Source organism: Streptomyces sp. AM8-1-1 (assembly GCF_032229325.1).
Lineage (GTDB): Bacteria > Actinomycetota > Actinomycetes > Streptomycetales > Streptomycetaceae > Streptomyces > Streptomyces achmelvichensis.
On record NZ_CP135086.1, the window covers coordinates 806,141 to 822,570 of the forward strand.

Sequence of the window (16,430 nt, forward strand, 5' to 3'; positions counted from 1 at the left end):
CCAGCGATGGGGTTCACCCCCCACTTCGATCAGGGTTGCCCCCTACGACCCGGGGGGTATCCCCCCGGGCCGGGCGGTCGTCCGCTGCCCCCGGGCCCGGACGGGCGCGCTCCCGGCCGTGACGCGAGGGGTTTACAGCCTCAGGAGAACGCTGTAGTCACTGTTGGTGCGCCGTCCGATTTCGTTTGAGCCTGTTGGTAGTTGAGGAACCATCAGGCGCGCATCGGCGCGCGGAGCGAGACTGACAACGTTGCCACATGGCGAGGTGGAGGCTTTCGGTGCTCACAGGGTCACCCAGCTCGAAGTTCGGACTTCTGACGTGGCTTGCCGTCGTGCTGAGCACCGTGCTCAGCGTCGGCACGCTCACGGCTCCCGCCTCCGCCGAGGAGCGGAAGGGCGGATCCTGGACGGTCACACGGCAGACAGGGGCTCCAGGTCGTCTCTCGGCGGATGTCCGGCTCGACGGTACGGACGGCACGCTGTCGTTCGCCGTCCGCCGCGGTGGCGCGACCGTACTGGAACCCGCACCCCTCGGCATCGTCACCGACGCCGCCGACCTGACCACGGGCCTGCGGCTGCGCGGCCGGGACACTCGCGATGTGACCGAGCACTACACCACGACGACCGGCAAGGAGCGCCGGCGAACCGCACGCATGACACAGACGCGCTTCTCCTTCACCGGTGACGGCGGCGCCCGGCTCGACCTCGATGTGCGGGTGTCCGACGACGGGGTCGCGTACCGTTATGTGCTGCCCGACAAGGACGGTGCGACCGTCCTCCGGGAAGCGTCCGCCTTCCAGCTTCCCGCCGCGTCGCCGGCCTGGCTCATGCCCTACACCGTCAACTACGAGCGCCCGCGCACCGAGACGACCGCCGGCGGCGCGGCCGCGGGCGACTACGGCTACCCCTCCCTCTTCCGGTCCGGCGACAGCTTCGTGCTGCTGACCGAGTCGGACGTAGACGGCCGGTACGCGGGCAGCCGTCTGACCCATGAGACGGGCAGCGCCCGGTACACGGTCCGCCTCGCGGACGAGCGCATCAGCTCGCCTGGCCCGCTGGCCACCCCCTGGCGCACCGCCGTCATCGGTGACCTGGCCACGGTCACCGGGTCCACGCTCGTCGACGACCTCGCCCCGGCGTCACGCATCCGGGACACGTCGTGGATCCGGCCGGGCAGGGTCGCGTGGTCCTGGCTCGCCGGATTCGGCGCCGCGCAGCGGAGCCTGGAGACGCAGCAGCGGTTCGTCGACTACAGCGCGGCGCACGGCTGGGAGTACACGCTCGTCGACGACGGCTGGAAGACCACCGACTGGATGCCCCAGCTGATCACCTACGCGCAACAGCGAGGCGTGAAGGTTCTGTTGTGGATGCACTGGAGTGATCTGGACACCGCCGCCGAGCGGGCGGAGGTGCTGCCCCGGATCAAGAAGTGGGGCGCGTCGGGACTGAAGATCGACTTCATGGACTCGGATTCCCAGGCACGTTTCCGCTGGTACGACGACATCCTGCGGGCCACCGCAGAGCACAAGCTGCTGGTCAACTTCCATGGCTCGACGCTGCCGCACGGTATCCAGCGCACCTGGCCGCAGGTGATGACGATGGAGGCGGTCTACGGCGCCGAGCAGGGCAATGTCTCCGTCGCGGATGTCACCACCCTGCCGTTCACGCGCAATGCCGTGGGTTCCATGGACTACACGCCCATGGGGTTCCAGTTCGGTACACGCAACACCTCCGAAGCCGCCGAACTGGCCCTGTCCGTCGTCTACGAATCCGGGTTCCAGAACTACGCCGGCTCGGTCCAGGCCTACCGCGACCGGCCCCAGGTGGAGCGCTTCCTGGAGCAAGTGCCCACCGTCTGGGACGAGTCCAGGCTCCTGTCCGGGCACCCGGGCGAGGGTGCCGCCTTCGCCCGGCGCAGCGGCGACCGCTGGTTCCTCGGCAGCGTCACCGCCGGCGGGCCCGCCACCGAACGCGTACCGCTCGGCTTCCTCGGTTCCGGCCGCTGGCGGGTCGAGGTGGTACGCGACGGAGCGGACGGGCTGATCCGCGAGTCCCGGATCGTCGACCGACACGACACCCTGTCGGTCCCGACCCTGCGCAACGGCGGATTCGCCGCGCTCGCCTGCCGGGACAGGCCCGGGCGCACCACCTGCGACGAGCCGGTCCGCCGTGTGCCGCTGACGTCCCTGACAGCGACGCCGCAGAAGGCGGAGGCGGACCCGGGAGGGAGCGTGGCGGTCGACGGCCGGTTCCTCGTGGAGGAGTTCGGCCCCGCGGCGGACGTCCGGCTCACGGCGAGCGCGCCCAGCGGCTGGACGGTCGGGGGCGCGGGCGCCGAGGCCGAACAGCTGCCCACGGGCAGCACGCTGGATGCGAACTGGACGGTGCGGGTGCCGAAGGACACCGCATACGGCAACCACGACGTGGTGGTGACCGCGGAGTACCGGGCTCCCGGGGCATCGCCCCGTACTCCTCCGCTGCGTTCGCTGAGGACGGTGCGCGTCTTCGTGTCCCCGCCCGGGGTCGACTTCGTGAGCGACCTGCCGTTCGCCGCCGAGCGCAACGGCTGGGGACCCATCGAGCGCGACCGGTCCAACGGAGAGAACAGCGCGGGCGACGGAGGCTCCTTGACCATCCGCGGGGCGACGTACGACAAGGGCCTCGGCATGCATGCCGAGGGCGAGGTCGAGGTCGACATCGGCGGGGCGTACGACCGGTTCACCGCGCAGGTCGGCATCGACGACGAGGTCAGCGGCGAGGGCACGGTGGTCTTCCAGGTCATCGGCGACGGGCGGGTGCTGGCGACAACGGGCGTACTGAGCCGCGCCGACACCGCGCACCCGATCGATGTCGACGTCACGGGTGTACGACGGCTGACGCTCCGCGCGAGGGACGGCGGTGACGGCATCAACTTCGACCACGCGGACTGGGGGGACGCGCAACTGCGGTCGGCAGACGCCTCCTGAGGCGCGACTCCCGCCTGCCCTCGGTGGCACACGGCCGTGCCGGTGGCGCGGCCGTGTGCCACCGGTCCACCATGGGCGGGCCGATGGATCACAGGAGGACGTCGTGGACGCGTGATGAACGCCGTGGTGCTCGACGCGCCGGGGCCGGTGGACCACCTGCATCTGCGCCGCCTCCCGGTCCCCGAGCCGGGTCCCGGCCACGTGCGGATCAAGGTCGAGGCGTTCGGGCTGAACCGGTCGGAACTGCACACACGCCTCGGCCTCGCCGAAGGGGTGACCTTCCCTCGCGTGCTCGGCATCGAGGCGACGGGGACGGTGGACGCGGACCCGGACGGTCGACTGCCGCGGGGCACGCAGGTGGCCACCATGATGGGCGGCATGGGCCGCACGTACGACGGCGGATACGCCGAGTACACCGTGGTGCCCCGGTCGCAGGTGATCCCGTTCCGCTCCGACCTTCCGTGGGAGATCCTCGGCGCGGTCCCGGAGACCCTCCAGACCGCGTACGGATCACTGACCACCGGCCTGGACCTCCGGCCCGGGCAGACGCTGCTGATCCGGGGCGGCACCTCGGCGCTCGGGCCGGCCGCCACCGGTCTGGCGAAGCAGCTCGGGGCGACCGTGCTGGCGACGACCCGCAGCGCGAGTCGCCTCGACGACCTCGCCGCCCATGGTGCCGATCATCCGCTGGTCGACGACGGCAGCATCGCCGACCGGGTACGGAAGATCCTTCCCGAGGGCGTCCATGCCGCCCTGGAGCTGGTCGGCGCACCCACGCTGCCCGACACTCTCTCCGCCACCCGCGTCCATGGCACCGTCTGCTTCGCGGGCATGCTGTCGAACCAGTGGACCGTGCCCGACTTCTATCCCATCGGCTACCTGCCGAACGGCGTCCGGCTGACCGGCTACGGAGGCGAGGCCGCCGACCTGCCTGCCGAGGTGCTGCAAGGCCATCTCGACCGCATCGCCGACGGCGACGTCACCCCCGGTCCCGTCCACGTCTACACCCTGGACGAGATCAGAACCGCGCACGACGACCTGGAACAAGGCCGGAGGTGGGCAAGCTCGTCGTCCGGACGGCGTCGTGAGGTGACCGCGGTTCGACGCGGCCTGGGGCGATGAATCGCGCGCGTCGTGACGGTCTGCCCCTGTGTACGGGTGCGAGCGTTCCGTCCAGGGACACGACCGAAAGGAACGAGGTCATGACTGACGACGAGACACAGATCCGGACACTGATCGAACGCTGGGCGAAGGCCGCGCACGAGGGCGACATCGAGGGTGTCCTCGCCGACCACGCCGACGACATCGTCATGTTCGACGTACCGCCGCCGGACGACGGCGTCCGGGGCATCGACCGCTACCGGGAGACCTGGCCGCCGTTCTTCGTCTGGCAGCAGCTGGGCGCCTGCTTCGATCTCCTCTCGCTCGACATCACGGCCGGCGACGACGTCGCCTTCGCGCACGCGCTGCTGCGCTGCGGCACCGAGGAGGAGTTGCGGAAGGACCCCGGGGGCCGGCTGCGTCTGACCATCGGGCTGCGCAAGGAGGCCGGCCGCTGGGTCGTCACGCACGAGCACCATTCGTTCCCGGCCAAGGTCTGATGCCGCCGTTCTCCCCCACGGTCGCCGGCCGCCTGGAAAACCCGTAACCGATGGGTTACGCTTTTCCCATGGACGAGGTGGCAGAGGCGATCGCCGACCCGGTGCGCCGGGAGATCCTCGTCATGCTGCGCGGCACCGCGCTCACCGCCGGCGACATCGCCCGGCGGTTCACCATCAGCCGTCCGGCCGTCAGCCGTCATCTGCGCGTCCTGCGCGAGAGCGGCCTGGTCCATGACGAACTGGTCGGCAGACAGCGGTTCTACCGCCTCGACACCGCACCGCTCGTCGAGGTCGCCGAGTGGATCACGGCTCTCCGGGCCCCGGAGGGCTGGGAGCACCGGCTCGACGCGCTGGAGACCGAGGTCCGCCGCACCACCCGTGAGCGCACCCGGCGTGAGCGCACCGGACAGCCCGTCCCAGGATCCGTCGAACGCACAGAGGACACCGCATGAACCCCACACCCACCGGCCGGCTCCTGCGCACCGCCGACGGCAGCGATCTGGTGGTCACCCGCACGATGCGGGCGCCCATCGACGACGTCTGGGCGAGCGTCACCGAGCCCGAACGCACCGCCCGCTGGTTCGGGCCCTGGGAGGGCGACGCCGCACCCGGGCGAACGATCAAGGTCCGGATGTCGTTCGAGGAAGGGGCGCCGTGGTTCGACGCGCACATCGACGCGTGCGAGCCCCCGCGGCGCCTTGCCCTCACCACGACGGACGAGGCGGGCGCCTGGCACATGGAGCTGCGGCTGTCCGAGTCGGACGGGACCACGGAACTCCAGCTGATCCACCACCTCAGGTCCGACCAGGGCATCGGCGAGATGGGGCCCGGCTGGGAGTACTACCTCGACAATCTGGTCGCCTCGCGCGACGGCACGGCGGCGCCGGCCTTCGACGACTACTACCCGGCGCAGAAGGCGTACTTCGAGGATCTGGCCAAGGGCGACTGAGGCACGGGCAACGGCGACGGGCGACTGCGGCGCGGGGAACCTGACACAGGGACTGAGGCACGGGCAACGGCGACGGGCCCGCGCCGCGCTGCGGGACCGGGGTGGTCAGGCGGTCGGCCCGGGTCAGCGGCCGGCGGGTTCGGCCGCCGCCGGCCCCATCATTCCCAGCAGGATCCGCACCAGCTCGTCCACGACCTGATCGAGCGTCGCATCGACGCGCCCGGCACTCCAGTCGTGGAGCAGTCCGTTCACGCTGCCGATGAACGCCGCGGCGGCGATGCGGTAGTCGCGCGCCGCCGCTTCGCCGCGGGCGGCCGCCGCGGTCGCCTCGGCGCAGAGGAGGTCGACCCAGCGAGAACGCCGGTTCAGCCGTTGCTCCTCCAACCGCGGGCTGACGCCGATGATCTCGACGAACGAGATGCGGATACGCCGGGGGTCGCCGGTGACATCGGCCGCATACGCGCGGAAGGCGGCCGAGGCCCGCTCCGCCATGGGCCGGCCCTCCGCGTCCGCGAGCGCCGCGACGGCCGCCGCCTCCGCCCAGTCGTTGACCTGGAGGTGAACGGCGGCCAGCACGTCCTCCAGCGTGCGGAACTCCTCGTAGAACTGACGCGTGGACAGGCCCGCCGCCTCGCTCAGGGCGGAGACGGTCGTGGCCCGGTAGCCGGGGCTGTCCCCGAAGAGCTGAAGTCCCGCGGCCAGGAACCGCCGCCGCCGGTCGGTCCGGCGCTCCTCCGCCGACATGCCCCCGTAGCGGCCGGTCGGTTGTCTCAGCCTGCCGGCCACTGTGCCTCCCCCGCTGACGTCCCGGCCATCTTCTCCTGTCACGACTCTTGTGGCGTGGGCCGCTTGTCGTTACTTTCCAGTAGCTCAATCTGAAGTCACGCGTATTCAGATTCTCCCAGCATCGCAAGGCCCGACCCGCCCCCACGGAAAGGACCGCAGATGTCCCTGCCCGCACGCCGGCATCCCTGGCGCGAGGCCCCGTCGGCCGCTTCCCGCCGACGCCCGTTACTGCGCACGCTCGGCACCCTCGCCACCGTGGTCGCCCTCACGGTCACCGGCTCGGCCACCGCACTTGCCGGCCCGGCCTCGCCCATGGCCCCCACCGTCACTCCCGACCCGCCCCCTGGCCTCCAGCAGGTGATGTTCGTCGGCAACAACTGGGACGGCACCGCCGATGTCATCAAGGCCCGCGGCGACTTCGCCAGGATCGGCAGGATCAATGTCATCCCGGACAAGGACCAGCGCCTGACGGAGATCTACCTCAACCCGCTGAAGCTCGTCTTCTTCCTCGGTATCCGCAGCGGCCCCGGTGAGGGTCACGACCAGTTCGTCGACGACATGTACGCCACTCCCGACGGCACGGCGATGGTGGTCTCGCGCCCGAGCTTCGCGGACGTCGTGTCGATCGACCTCGCCACCGGACGCATCAACTGGCGCTTCCCCGTCTCCGGTTTCCGCTCCGACCACATGGCGGTCTCGCCCGACGGAACCCGCGTCGCCGTGTCGGCATCGACGTCGAACACCGTCCACGTGCTCGACATCCGGACGGGCAGGCAGCTCGGCTCGTTCAAGACCGGCGACAAGCCCCACGAGAACGTCTTCACCGGCGGCGGCAGGTACTTGTGGAACATGTCGATCGGCGAGGTCAACACCGCGCTGGACGACCCGCTGATGGACTGGACGAAGGGCGACCGACGCATCACGGTCGTCGACACCGAGACCTTCAAGGAGGTCAAGGTGATCGACATGCGGGCCCGTCTCGACGCCTTCGGCCGCAAGGACCTCTCGGACTCGGTACGACCGGTCGCCTTCACACCGGACGAGTCGAAGCTGTACTTCCAGGTCTCCTTCTTCAACGGCTTCCTGGAGTACGACATCGCCTCCGACAGGATCACCCGCCTCAAGACCCTGCCGAAGAACCCGGCGACCAGCGAGGACCGCACGACCTGGGTCAACGACTCCCGCCACCACGGCATGTCGATGAGCCCCGCCGGCGACAAGCTCTGCGTCGCCGGGACCATGGACGACTACGCCATGGTCGTCGACAGGGCCTCGCTTCAGGAGGGACCTCTGGTGACCGCCTCCAAGCCGTACTGGGCGACCGTCAGCGGTGACGGAGCCTCCTGTGTCATCTCCGAGGCCGGCGCCGACCGCGTGACGGCGATCGACTTCGCCACGGGCCGGAAGGTGGCGTCCGTGGACGTCGGCGACCACCCGCAGCGGGTACGGATAGCGCATGTGACGGCCGGCTGGACCGGGCCGGAGATGCGCTGACAACCGGTCAGCAGGTACCGCGCGAGGGCCGGGCCGGCCGACCGGTCCGGCCCTCGTTCATGCCGCGCGACGCCGCGGCCGCCGTCCACCCCCCGAATGCCGGTCCCGGATGGCGGAACGCCCTGACCTCGCGTTTGGATGAAGCGAAGCGTGCGCCGCATGGCGCACAGAGGCCATCACGGTGCCGTCACCGTGGAATCTGGCACAGGGAGCCCGCCATGTCCTTTGAACCCACCCCCTCCCCGGAGGACCGTTCCGACGACGGTTCTGCGGGTCGGACGGGTCCCTTCCCCGCGGGACGACCGGATGCGACCGCGAGCAGCAGCGACGAGCCGATACGCACCCTCCTGTGGACCGCGGCGACGCACCGTCCCCTGGACGAGGTCGCAGCACTCGTCGCTCTGCTGAACCGGACCGGTGAACTGTCGCGTCCCGGCGACGAAGCACTGCGCGCCGCCGCGGTGGCCCGTCCTCTGGAAGAGGTCCGCCAGCTGGTCACTCTGCTCAACGAGACGCCCCACGACACCGGCGAGGCCGGTACGACGCTTCGCGCGGCAGCCATGGGCAGGTCGATCGAGGACGTCGCCGAACTGGTGGCGATCCTCGGTATGGACCACGGCACGCGGAGCGGCACAGGGTCGATGACCGTGCCCGGTGCGGAGTCCGGCACGGAGCCCCACCCGGAGACCGACGTGGAGCCCCACCCGGAGTCCGGCACGGAGGCCGAGGCATCGTTGGACGCGGAGGCGCAGAGCACACTGTTCGGCACGGAACCGCAAACGTCCCCCCGTAGCGAGTTCGGCACGGAGCCGCAAGCGCCCCTCAGTACCGAGTTCGACACCGAGTTCGCCGCTGACCCCCACGAGCCGTCCAGCACGGACGAGCCGTCGGCAGCCGTTCTTCCCCCCGCTTTTCCCCCCGCCTTCGACGAACTCCCCGGCGTCCACGACACCACCCACTTCGCCACGGGTGAGGGCTGGCCCGCCGTGCACGTCTGCGCCGCGGCCGCCACGCAGGTGGCCGACCGCCCGGCCACGCAGGTCGCGGCCCGGCCCGTCATGGTGCGCACGACCGCGCCGACGTTCATGGCGTCCGCCGGCACCCTGCCGGTCCTCGTCCCGCCCCTCTCCATCCCGTCGACGGCTCCCACCACGCCCCCCGCCGAAGCGGCCACCCCTGCCCGCGGCGGCTCGTCGGTCGTGCGTGCGCTCCCGCGCTGGGCCGCTGCGCTGGCCCTGTTGGCATGCGGCGTGATTCACGTCCCGATGGATCTCGGAGCCCTGCGCGACGGTGGGTACGCGGACGTGGTGTCGCCGGCCATCGCCGTCCTGTGCCTCGTGTTCGGCATCTGGCTCGCGGTGCAGGAGTCGGTGGGGACCTGGGCGGCGGCCGCCGCCACGGCCATCGGGGTCCTCACCGTCTACTCGACCTCGGGCTTCGGCGCCATCGACGTCCTCGGCAACACACTCGGTGAGACCTTCGCCTGGGCGGATGTGACGGCGGTGGGCTGCGTGGCACTCGCCGCGGTGCTGGCCGCTGCCGCCCTGTTCCGCCGTCAGAAGGCGGCAGGGCCCGCCGCCGGCGACAGCTGACAGACACAACGCCGGATCGCCGCCGCCCTGTTACGGGCGGCGGCGATCCGGCGTTGCGGCCCGCTCCCCCGCGGAATCCATGTGCCTTCCTGGTGTCTTCGTCCTCCCCCGGTGGCGTGGATCCGCGTCGAGCGGTCACACGAGAGAGCAGGAGCCCGATCGGCGTCGCAGCCGCCTCGGCCGTCACCGGCCGCCGGGGTGGCGTTCGCGTCGTACGGCTTCCCCGTGCGCAAGGATCACCGGTGCGGTGCCACTGAACGATCCCCCTGGCACGGGGGTGAGACGAGGAGAACCGACGTGATCAAGAGTGCAGACATCCGGGAATGGCGCACCCACGGCGTGATCGACCCCGAGGGGCGCAAGATCGGATCGCTGGAGGCCGTCTACGTCGACACGAGGACCGACGAGCCGGCGGTGGCGACGGTTCTCATCGGGCTGCCGACGCGGCACCGGCTCGTGTTCGTGCCGTTGGCGGGCGCAGTGGTCGGGCCCGACTATGTGCGGGTCGCGTATCCCAAGTCCCTGGTGAAGGACGCGCCGTCGATCGGAACCGACGACGTGCTTCCCGCCGAGAACGAGCAGGGGATCTTCGAGCACTACGAACTGCCCTACCAGCCGGGCGCGGGCGGCGAACGTCAGCTCGCGCGCCGCTGACCCGCTCCGTCTTCTCTCAGAAAGAAGCGCCATGGCTCTGGTCCTGTTCGTGGTCATCGTGGCCCTCGTGCTGGGCATCATCGGCGTCGCGGCCGAGGGGCTCGCCTATCTGCTGGTCGTCGGCGCCCTCGTCCTGCTGGCCGACCTGGTCTACGCGGCACTGCGCTGGCGCCGTACGGGCCGCCGCCCCGCCCGCTGACGCCGTCGTCCGGCGCCGGGCGCCGCGCGGCCCACGGCGCCGCCCCGCCCGGTTCGCCGGCCGGCGCCTCCTGGGCCCGCCTGCCCCACCATTCAACTCCGCGATCGCTGCAGGACGTCCGCTCTGCGTACCGCAACCGCTGATCCCTGGGTGCCCGCGAGGCAACATCGCGTCCGTGCGAGGATTCCGCGGTCTTCGGGGAAGCCGATGACGAGGGACGATGTGCAGCGGACCAGGAGCTTCGCCTTCAGGGGCGGGGGTGGAGGCGGACCATGGGAACAGCGGTGCATGTGCCGCAGACGCGGGACATGGTGGGCGAGGAGCTCTCCGGGGACGAGGCCTTCGCCGCGCTGCGCCACTACGGCGGGCGCAAGCTGTTCCTCGACGCGTTCGCCCGCTTCCGTTACGCGGACGGCTTCAGTTCGTCCCGCTCGCTCGGCTACCAGGTCGTGCTGGGCATCGTGCCCTTCGTCATCGCCCTCGTGGGCGTGGCCACCACGCTGCACACGGAGAGCGTGGGCCGGATCGTCGATCTGACGCTCGGCAGAATCGTGCCCGGTGCGAGTTCCGACCTCATCCAGCAGGCACTCACCGACACCCGGCGCAGCGCCGACGCGGACCGGGCCGGCGCTGTCGCCATGTGGCTCGGCCTCGGCTTCGCCGTGGTCAATCTGGCCTCGGCGATGGGCCAGATCGAACGGGGCTGCAACCGCATCTACGGGATCGAGCGCGACCGCCCTTTCCTGCGCAAGTACGGCAGGGGCGTCGTCCTCGCCCTCTTCGCGGGGCTGCCGCTCGGCGGCGGTTTCCTTGCGATCGTCGCCGGCCAGGACGTCGGCGCGGCCGTGGTGGAGGCCATGGGCTGGTCGCCGTCCCTGCTGGACTGGTGGCGGCCCTTGCACATCCCGGTCGGTGTCCTGCTCGCCGGCGTGGCGTCGGCCGTCATCTTCCGCTGGTCGCCGCGCCGCGACCAGCCGGGCTACACCTGGCTCGCGTTCGGGTCGGGCATTCATCTGATCCTGTGGGTCGCGGCCACCTGGCTCCTCGCCCTCTACATCGGCGAGAGCGGGTCCTTCGGTGCGGTGTACGGCCCCCTGACGGCGTTCGTCGCGCTGTTGCTGTGGGCCAATGTGACCGGCGTGGCGCTGTTCCTGGGCATAGCGTTCGCGGCGCAGCTGGAGGCCGCGAGGGCGGGCATCGAAGACGCGGTGCGACCGGACCCGGGTCCCGGCGACTGATCGGGGGGTCAGCCCTTCCAGAGTTTGCCAATACAGCAAGGGTGTTTGTCGTTCTGTCGGTACGGCTCCATCATCGGCCTGGTACGGAGGTACGGGGACACGAAGGAGCGAACGATGCGGACATCACCCGGGACAGCGAACGGCCACCGCTACGACGTCGTCGTCATCGGTGGGGGCGCCGCCGGACTCAGTGGGGCACTGACTCTCGCCAGGGCCCGGCGTTCGGTACTGGTGATCGACGGGCGGAGGCCCCGTAACGCGCCCGCGGCGCACGCCCACGGCTTTCTCACCCGCGACGGCGTGCCGCCCCTTCAGCTGCTGGCCATGGGGCGCGACGAGGTCGCCGGGTACGGCGGTGAGATCGCCGAAGGCCAGGTCGTGGCCGCCGAGCGCCTGGCGAGCGGTGACTTCCGCGTCACCCTCGCCGACGGCACGGCGGCACTGGCGAAGCGGCTCCTGATCACGACGGGCCTCGTCGACGAACTCCCCGACATCCCCGGTCTGGCGGACCGTTGGGGCCGCGAGGTCCTCCACTGCCCGTACTGCCACGGCTGGGAGGTGAGCGATCAGGCGATCGGCATTCTCGCGACGGGTCCGCTCGCCGTGCACCAGGCCCTGATGTGGCGGCAGTGGAGCAAGGACGTGACGCTCTTTCTGCACACGGCGCCCGAACCGGATTCCGAGCAGTACGAGCAGCTCGCCGCCCGGGACATCGCCGTGGTCGACGGGGAGGTGACGGCCGTGGAGACGGCGGACGGACGGCTCAGCGGGGTACGGCTCGCCGACGGTCATGTCATCGCGCGCCAAGCCCTCGTCGTGGCCCCGCGGTTCACCGCGCGCGCCGATCTGCTGGGCGGGCTCGGGCTGCTACCGACCGAGCAGGAGGTGAACGGTGTCGTCATCGGCAGCTGCATCGCCGCTGACCCGACCGGGGCGACGGACGTCCCCGGGGTGTGGGTGGCCGGCAACGTCGTCAACCTGACCGATCAGGTCGTCGGCGCCGCCGCCGCGGGCGTGCGGGCGGGCGCGGCCGTCAACGCCGATCTGACCGCGGACGAGACCCGCCGGGCCGTCGCGGCCCGGCGCACGATCTTCTCCCCGGGGATGGAGCGGGAGGTCGCCGAACGGGTTCTCGGCGACCGTCGTCACGGCTTCTGAACGGCACGCTGCCGTCTCACACCGTCCGCACGGACACGCTCCCTCTTCTGCCTCTTCTGCCTCTTCTGCCGGGGTTCGAAGACGTCGCGGTGCCCGTTCGCGCCTGCCTGATGCCTGGCCCGCACCGGGCGTTGACGCCCGATGCGGGCCGGAGGGCCTCGCTGCCATCACATGTCGGTGGCGTCCACCACCGCGCCGAGATCGACGAACTTGAAGCCGGTCGTCTCCCGTTCGCCGCCCTCACCGTCCGGTGCGGCGGGTGTCTCCTGGCCGTCCTGGACGACGAGAAGACCGCGGGGGTACCGCCGGCCGAGAGGTTCGTTCATCACGGCCGCGCCGTCGCACACCTCGCTGCCGTCGAGCGTGGCGGAGGCGGGGCCGATGCGGAAGCCGCCCTCGTACGCGTTGCGCTCGGAGATCTCCCGGTCGTAGAGCGCGAAGGTGTTGTCGCCCTGGCTGGACGCCAGCAGATAGCCGTCGCCGTCACGCTCCTGGAACAGCGTGAGCCCTTCCACGTCGGCCGACAGGTGCTTGCCGCCGTACCCCGGGTCGGCGCCGGGTGTGCACTCCTCGGTCTCCTCGTCGTAGACGCCGGGAACGCCGAACTCCCGTACCTTGTCGACGAGTACGGGCTTGCCGGAGAGATCGGCGCGCATCCGCCAGATGCCGATGTCCTCCTGGCCCGCGTAGAGGACACCGGCCGCGGGATCGACGACCATGCCCTCGACCTGGGGCAGTTCACCGGGCTCGCCGCAGGGGGTCCACGTCGTGCCGTTGGGCAGCCGGTAGGACGCCGGGAGCTCGATCGTGCGGATCTTCCGGTAGCCGACGGTGCCGGCGGCCGTCGGGCGGAGTTCCAGCAGCGCGACGGCGGTCTCGCTCCGCCGGCTGACCAGGGCGTACGAACGGCCGGTGCGCCGGTCGGTCCAGGTGGCCAGACCGTAGGCGGTCCGCTGGTCGTCGACCTCGGACTCGCTCGCCGAGAACACGGGCGCGGCGGCCGGGTCGGTGACGTCGACCAGCGGGCGGCCCGGGCGGGAGGGATCGATGCGGTAGACACGCAGCCGGTCGCGGCCTCGGTCGGTCACCACGGCGATGTCGGCGCGGCCGGTGGGCGTGCGCAGCCCGGAGACGAGGTCGACGTTGTTGAACCGGCCGGGCGCGGCGCCCTTAGAGGGCGGGGCGGGTGCGGCGATCGACTGGACCAGGTCGGCCTTCAGGTCGTAGACCCGCAGACCGCCCTCCTTCGCGGTGGCGACCACGATACTGCGGTCGGGGTGGGCGTCGTTGCGCCAGATCGCCGGGTCGTCGGCGTTGGCGTTGCCGCCCGCCTCGTCGTCGTGGAGAGGCGCGGTCTCGGCGGACGGGGTGACGGTCGGCAGGGCCGCCGGGACCGCCTGCGCGGAGGACGGGACGAGGAGCGCCAACAGCACGGTGCCCAGGGCGGCGCCGGCCGTCGTGCGGGGAGAACGGTTCAGTCTCACGGGCGCTTCCTTAGATGCCGGGGACAGGAAATGTCGGGGACATGCCGATGGTCCGTCAGGAGCCTCCGGCGAAGCGGCGACGTGTGGCCGTCATCGAGATGACGGCGTTGTGTTCGAACCGTGAACTCGCGCTGCGGGCGCGGGTGTCGGGGCCCGTACGGGCAGCCGCCAAAGCAGCCGGCGCGCGTCTGGCACCGCAGGGGCTGGTGGGCGACGACGGTTGCTCGTCGCCGCGAGCGCTCGCACGCGACGGCGAGTGACGGCCCATGGCCCCGGAGGCAGGACGGCCCTCAGACCCCAGGCGCTTGCGGCAGGGGCACCAGGACGCTGATGGTCTTGCCGCCGGAGCGGGGGATGACCGCGATGTCGCGGGCAAGGCGGCGGATCAGGGGCCAGCCGTAGCCACCGACCCGTACGGTTCCCTCGGCGTTCGTCGGGGTGATGACCGTGGGCGGAACCTCACTGTGATCACTGACAGTGACACGCAAGCCCCTCTCGGTCAGGTCGGCCTGGAAGGCGGACACGCCATCGCCGTGCCGGATCGCGTTGGTCACCAACTCGGTGGTGACCAGCAGCGCGTCCGCGAGCACGACCTCGTCGGCCACGCCCTGCCGGGCGCGGCGGAACCAGTCACCCAGCAGTCTCTGGACCTCGTCCCGTGCGTCGCCGGCCGTCATCGGAACCGGTCGCGGCACGACGTCTCCACGCTCCCTGCCGGCTGTCACCTCGTCAGCGGTCACAGGCGTACCCTGCCCTTTCGCATCCCCCGTTGTTGTGCGTACACCTCATCTGCCCGACCTTCGGGGGCCTACACGGCACAGTTCGTCCGCCGGGGCGCGCCGGGCCGTACCGCGCAGGGGCGCGCCCGGCTCCGGGCGGACGTCATGCCTCGGCGCTCAGCCAGGCGGCGACCGCCGCGGCGATCGGCTGTTCGGTCTGGAGTTCGATGAAGCCGAACTGGCCGCCCTGATTGCATTCCAGGAACCACCACGTCCCATCGCCGTCCTCGGCGAAATCGAAGGCACCGTAGGCGAGGCCGGCCATGTCCTTGTACATGGCAACGGCCCGTGCGACGCGTGGCGGCACGTCGACGGGCTTCCAGTCGTGTCCGGTCTCCCCGTACCGGCCGTCCACCTGCCCCGGCTCGGCGACCTTGCGGGCGGCGAACAGCTCGTCGCCGACGCTGGTCAGCCGGATGTCGGCGGCCTTGGTGATGTAGCGCTGAAGGAGCGTGGGGCCCGCGGCCACCCCGGAGAAGTCCGCGTCCGGCGGTACGAGGGTCGTGGGCAGCGCCATCGGCGGATCGGCCGGCGGCTTGCCCGACACGGCTTTCACCACGACGTGCCGGTACTGCTCGGCGAACCGGCGCGCCACCTGCGGATACGTCGTGATGATCGTCGCCGGCACCGGAAAGCCGCTGCGGTGTGCCGTACGCAGCTGCCATGGCTTGAGGCGCGCTCGCGCGGCGGCGCCGGGGTGGTTCATCCAGCGCGCGGTGGTGGAGTCCAGCATCCCGTACAGCGCCTGGCCGGTCTCGGCGGACAGCCAGGGAGACGGCTCGGACGCGTGAGCAGCCGGTTCACCGGGTCTTCGGATCCAGATGGAACGCAGTCCGTCCATGCTGACGACCCGCCCACCCGTGGAGAGGTAGCCGCGGAACTCGCCCCGTACGTATTCGGCGGACAGGGCTCCCTCGCCGGGAATGTCACCCGGGTCGAACCGTACGAGCGGGACGCAGCTCTTGTGCAGCTCCGCCACCACCATGTCCGCGGTCACATCCTGCTCACAGGTCAGGATCAGTACCGTCATCGTGCGCGTCGGGTCAGTCGTCGAAGTGGGTCGCGGAGCCGGCTGTCGAGGTGGTGGTGCCGACCGCCGCGAGCAGGGCCCTGTCCATGATGGCGGGGCGCCCGTCGGGCAGGACGTTCAGCTGCAGGGCAGCGTCGTACGAGTACTGGTCGACCACCGGTGACAGCGCAGCCGGCCGTGCGTAGGTCCACGCGAACGGTTTCATGCTTCTCTCCCTGGCCCGCAAAGGGCTGTCTGGGGGCCACTGCGTGGCCTCACGGTGAGCAATACGTGGAGATGGATGTATTGGTTTCATCACATACCGTCATATTCCGGATACCGCTCGCCAGACAGGACATCGGATCGGAGCGGCCGCACAACCGGCTCACGAACAGGCCCTCGCACACGGGCCGTTGACGTCCCCCTGACATAAGTAGAGACGCCTGAAGGAGCCATTCCGTGCACCGAGTGGGTGCGTGACCTCCGTCACTGCCGTCTCAAACGCCTCAACAGTCACAGCT

17 protein-coding genes are annotated in these 16,430 nt (G+C 70.9%); 12 read left to right on the forward strand and 5 right to left on the reverse strand.

From position 1 onward, the window contains the following. The first annotated feature begins 257 nt into the window (after positions 1-257). The 5 genes from RPQ07_RS03560 (at position 258) to RPQ07_RS03580 (ending at position 5,516) form a co-directional block, all read left to right on the forward strand. Positions 258-2,966, forward strand: a complete 2,709-nt coding sequence (locus RPQ07_RS03560; RefSeq protein ID WP_313942518.1) for a glycoside hydrolase family 97 catalytic domain-containing protein — start codon at positions 258-260, stop codon at positions 2,964-2,966. Positions 2,967-3,080: 114 nt separating this feature from the next. Then, on the forward strand, positions 3,081-4,088 hold the full coding sequence (locus RPQ07_RS03565) for a zinc-binding dehydrogenase (protein WP_313948768.1): 1,008 nt from the start codon (positions 3,081-3,083) through the stop codon (positions 4,086-4,088). An 80-nt stretch (positions 4,089-4,168) separates the two neighbouring features. After that, the gene (locus RPQ07_RS03570) at positions 4,169-4,567 is read left to right on the forward strand and encodes a YybH family protein (RefSeq protein WP_313942519.1); all 399 of its coding nucleotides are present in this window, start codon (positions 4,169-4,171) and stop codon (positions 4,565-4,567) included. A gap of 68 nt (positions 4,568-4,635) precedes the next feature. Then, positions 4,636-5,019 carry a metalloregulator ArsR/SmtB family transcription factor gene (locus tag RPQ07_RS03575; protein WP_313942520.1) on the forward strand — a complete coding sequence of 128 codons (384 nt, stop codon included), beginning with the start codon at positions 4,636-4,638 and terminating at the stop codon, positions 5,017-5,019. Beyond that, positions 5,016-5,516: an SRPBCC family protein gene (locus tag RPQ07_RS03580; RefSeq protein ID WP_313942521.1), complete on the forward strand. Its 501-nt coding sequence runs from the start codon at positions 5,016-5,018 to the stop codon at positions 5,514-5,516. The genes RPQ07_RS03575 and RPQ07_RS03580 overlap by 4 nt, the downstream gene beginning before the upstream one ends. Positions 5,517-5,639: 123 nt before the next feature. Here the strand turns inward: RPQ07_RS03580 and RPQ07_RS03585 are convergent, their stop codons facing one another. Beyond that, positions 5,640-6,302, reverse strand: coding sequence for a helix-turn-helix domain-containing protein (locus tag RPQ07_RS03585; RefSeq protein WP_313942522.1), 663 nt, complete (start codon positions 6,300-6,302; stop codon positions 5,640-5,642). Positions 6,303-6,461: 159 nt separating this feature from the next. Between RPQ07_RS03585 and RPQ07_RS03590 the strand changes: the two genes are divergently transcribed. The 6 genes from RPQ07_RS03590 (at position 6,462) to RPQ07_RS03615 (ending at position 12,637) form a co-directional block, all read left to right on the forward strand. After that, positions 6,462-7,796, forward strand: coding sequence for a YncE family protein (locus tag RPQ07_RS03590; protein ID WP_313942523.1), 1,335 nt, complete (start codon positions 6,462-6,464; stop codon positions 7,794-7,796). 218 nt (positions 7,797-8,014) lie between these two features. Continuing rightward, a complete protein-coding gene (locus RPQ07_RS03595) occupies positions 8,015-9,388 on the forward strand; it encodes a hypothetical protein (protein WP_313942524.1) in 1,374 nt (457 codons plus the stop codon). Between the two features lie 297 nt (positions 9,389-9,685). After that, entirely contained in the window at positions 9,686-10,042 is a 357-nt protein-coding gene (locus RPQ07_RS03600) for a PRC-barrel domain-containing protein (RefSeq protein WP_313942525.1), read from the forward strand. A 31-nt stretch (positions 10,043-10,073) separates the two neighbouring features. Then, positions 10,074-10,241 (forward strand): hypothetical protein, encoded by a 168-nt coding sequence (locus tag RPQ07_RS03605; protein WP_313942526.1) that lies wholly within the window; start codon positions 10,074-10,076, stop codon positions 10,239-10,241. A gap of 272 nt (positions 10,242-10,513) precedes the next feature. Continuing rightward, positions 10,514-11,479: a YihY/virulence factor BrkB family protein gene (locus tag RPQ07_RS03610; protein ID WP_313942527.1), complete on the forward strand. Its 966-nt coding sequence runs from the start codon at positions 10,514-10,516 to the stop codon at positions 11,477-11,479. Between the two features lie 114 nt (positions 11,480-11,593). Further along, the gene (locus tag RPQ07_RS03615) at positions 11,594-12,637 is read left to right on the forward strand and encodes an NAD(P)/FAD-dependent oxidoreductase (protein WP_313942528.1); all 1,044 of its coding nucleotides are present in this window, start codon (positions 11,594-11,596) and stop codon (positions 12,635-12,637) included. A gap of 167 nt (positions 12,638-12,804) precedes the next feature. Here the strand turns inward: RPQ07_RS03615 and RPQ07_RS03620 are convergent, their stop codons facing one another. After that, positions 12,805-14,121, reverse strand: coding sequence for a phytase (locus RPQ07_RS03620; RefSeq protein ID WP_413777697.1), 1,317 nt, complete (start codon positions 14,119-14,121; stop codon positions 12,805-12,807). A gap of 41 nt (positions 14,122-14,162) precedes the next feature. On the opposite strand from RPQ07_RS03620, the gene RPQ07_RS03625 reads away from it, so the two are divergent. Next, entirely contained in the window at positions 14,163-14,381 is a 219-nt protein-coding gene (locus RPQ07_RS03625) for a hypothetical protein (protein ID WP_313942529.1), read from the forward strand. Positions 14,382-14,411: 30 nt separating this feature from the next. Here the strand turns inward: RPQ07_RS03625 and RPQ07_RS03630 are convergent, their stop codons facing one another. The 3 genes from RPQ07_RS03630 to tgmA form a co-directional block, all read right to left on the reverse strand. Continuing rightward, complete coding sequence (locus RPQ07_RS03630) at positions 14,412-14,816, reverse strand: ATP-binding protein (protein WP_313942530.1); 405 nt, start codon at positions 14,814-14,816, stop codon at positions 14,412-14,414. A 187-nt stretch (positions 14,817-15,003) separates the two neighbouring features. Further along, a complete protein-coding gene (gene tgmB, locus RPQ07_RS03635) occupies positions 15,004-15,930 on the reverse strand; it encodes an ATP-grasp ribosomal peptide maturase (protein WP_313942531.1) in 927 nt (308 codons plus the stop codon). Positions 15,931-15,943: 13 nt separating this feature from the next. Continuing rightward, positions 15,944-16,135, reverse strand: coding sequence for a putative ATP-grasp-modified RiPP (tgmA, locus tag RPQ07_RS03640; protein ID WP_313942532.1), 192 nt, complete (start codon positions 16,133-16,135; stop codon positions 15,944-15,946). Between the last annotated feature and the right edge of the window lie 295 nt (positions 16,136-16,430).

Excerpts from the sequence above, each read along its gene's own strand:
- RPQ07_RS03560 (WP_313942518.1), top strand. The coding sequence starts at position 258 with ATGGCGAGGTGGAGGCTTTCGGTGCTCACAGGGTCACCCAGCTCGAAG.
- RPQ07_RS03565 (WP_313948768.1), top strand. The coding sequence starts at position 3,081 with ATGAACGCCGTGGTGCTCGACGCGCCGGGGCCGGTGGACCACCTGCAT.
- RPQ07_RS03570 (WP_313942519.1), top strand. The coding sequence starts at position 4,169 with ATGACTGACGACGAGACACAGATCCGGACACTGATCGAACGCTGGGCG.
- RPQ07_RS03575 (WP_313942520.1), top strand. The coding sequence starts at position 4,636 with ATGGACGAGGTGGCAGAGGCGATCGCCGACCCGGTGCGCCGGGAGATC.
- RPQ07_RS03580 (WP_313942521.1), top strand. The coding sequence starts at position 5,016 with ATGAACCCCACACCCACCGGCCGGCTCCTGCGCACCGCCGACGGCAGC.
- RPQ07_RS03590 (WP_313942523.1), top strand. The coding sequence starts at position 6,462 with ATGTCCCTGCCCGCACGCCGGCATCCCTGGCGCGAGGCCCCGTCGGCC.
- RPQ07_RS03595 (WP_313942524.1), top strand. The coding sequence starts at position 8,015 with ATGTCCTTTGAACCCACCCCCTCCCCGGAGGACCGTTCCGACGACGGT.
- RPQ07_RS03605 (WP_313942526.1), top strand. The coding sequence starts at position 10,074 with ATGGCTCTGGTCCTGTTCGTGGTCATCGTGGCCCTCGTGCTGGGCATC.
- RPQ07_RS03610 (WP_313942527.1), top strand. The coding sequence starts at position 10,514 with ATGGGAACAGCGGTGCATGTGCCGCAGACGCGGGACATGGTGGGCGAG.
- RPQ07_RS03615 (WP_313942528.1), top strand. The coding sequence starts at position 11,594 with ATGCGGACATCACCCGGGACAGCGAACGGCCACCGCTACGACGTCGTC.
- RPQ07_RS03625 (WP_313942529.1), top strand. The coding sequence starts at position 14,163 with ATGCCGATGGTCCGTCAGGAGCCTCCGGCGAAGCGGCGACGTGTGGCC.
- tgmB (WP_313942531.1), bottom strand. The coding sequence starts at position 15,930 with ATGACGGTACTGATCCTGACCTGTGAGCAGGATGTGACCGCGGACATG.
- tgmA (WP_313942532.1), bottom strand. The coding sequence starts at position 16,135 with ATGAAACCGTTCGCGTGGACCTACGCACGGCCGGCTGCGCTGTCACCG.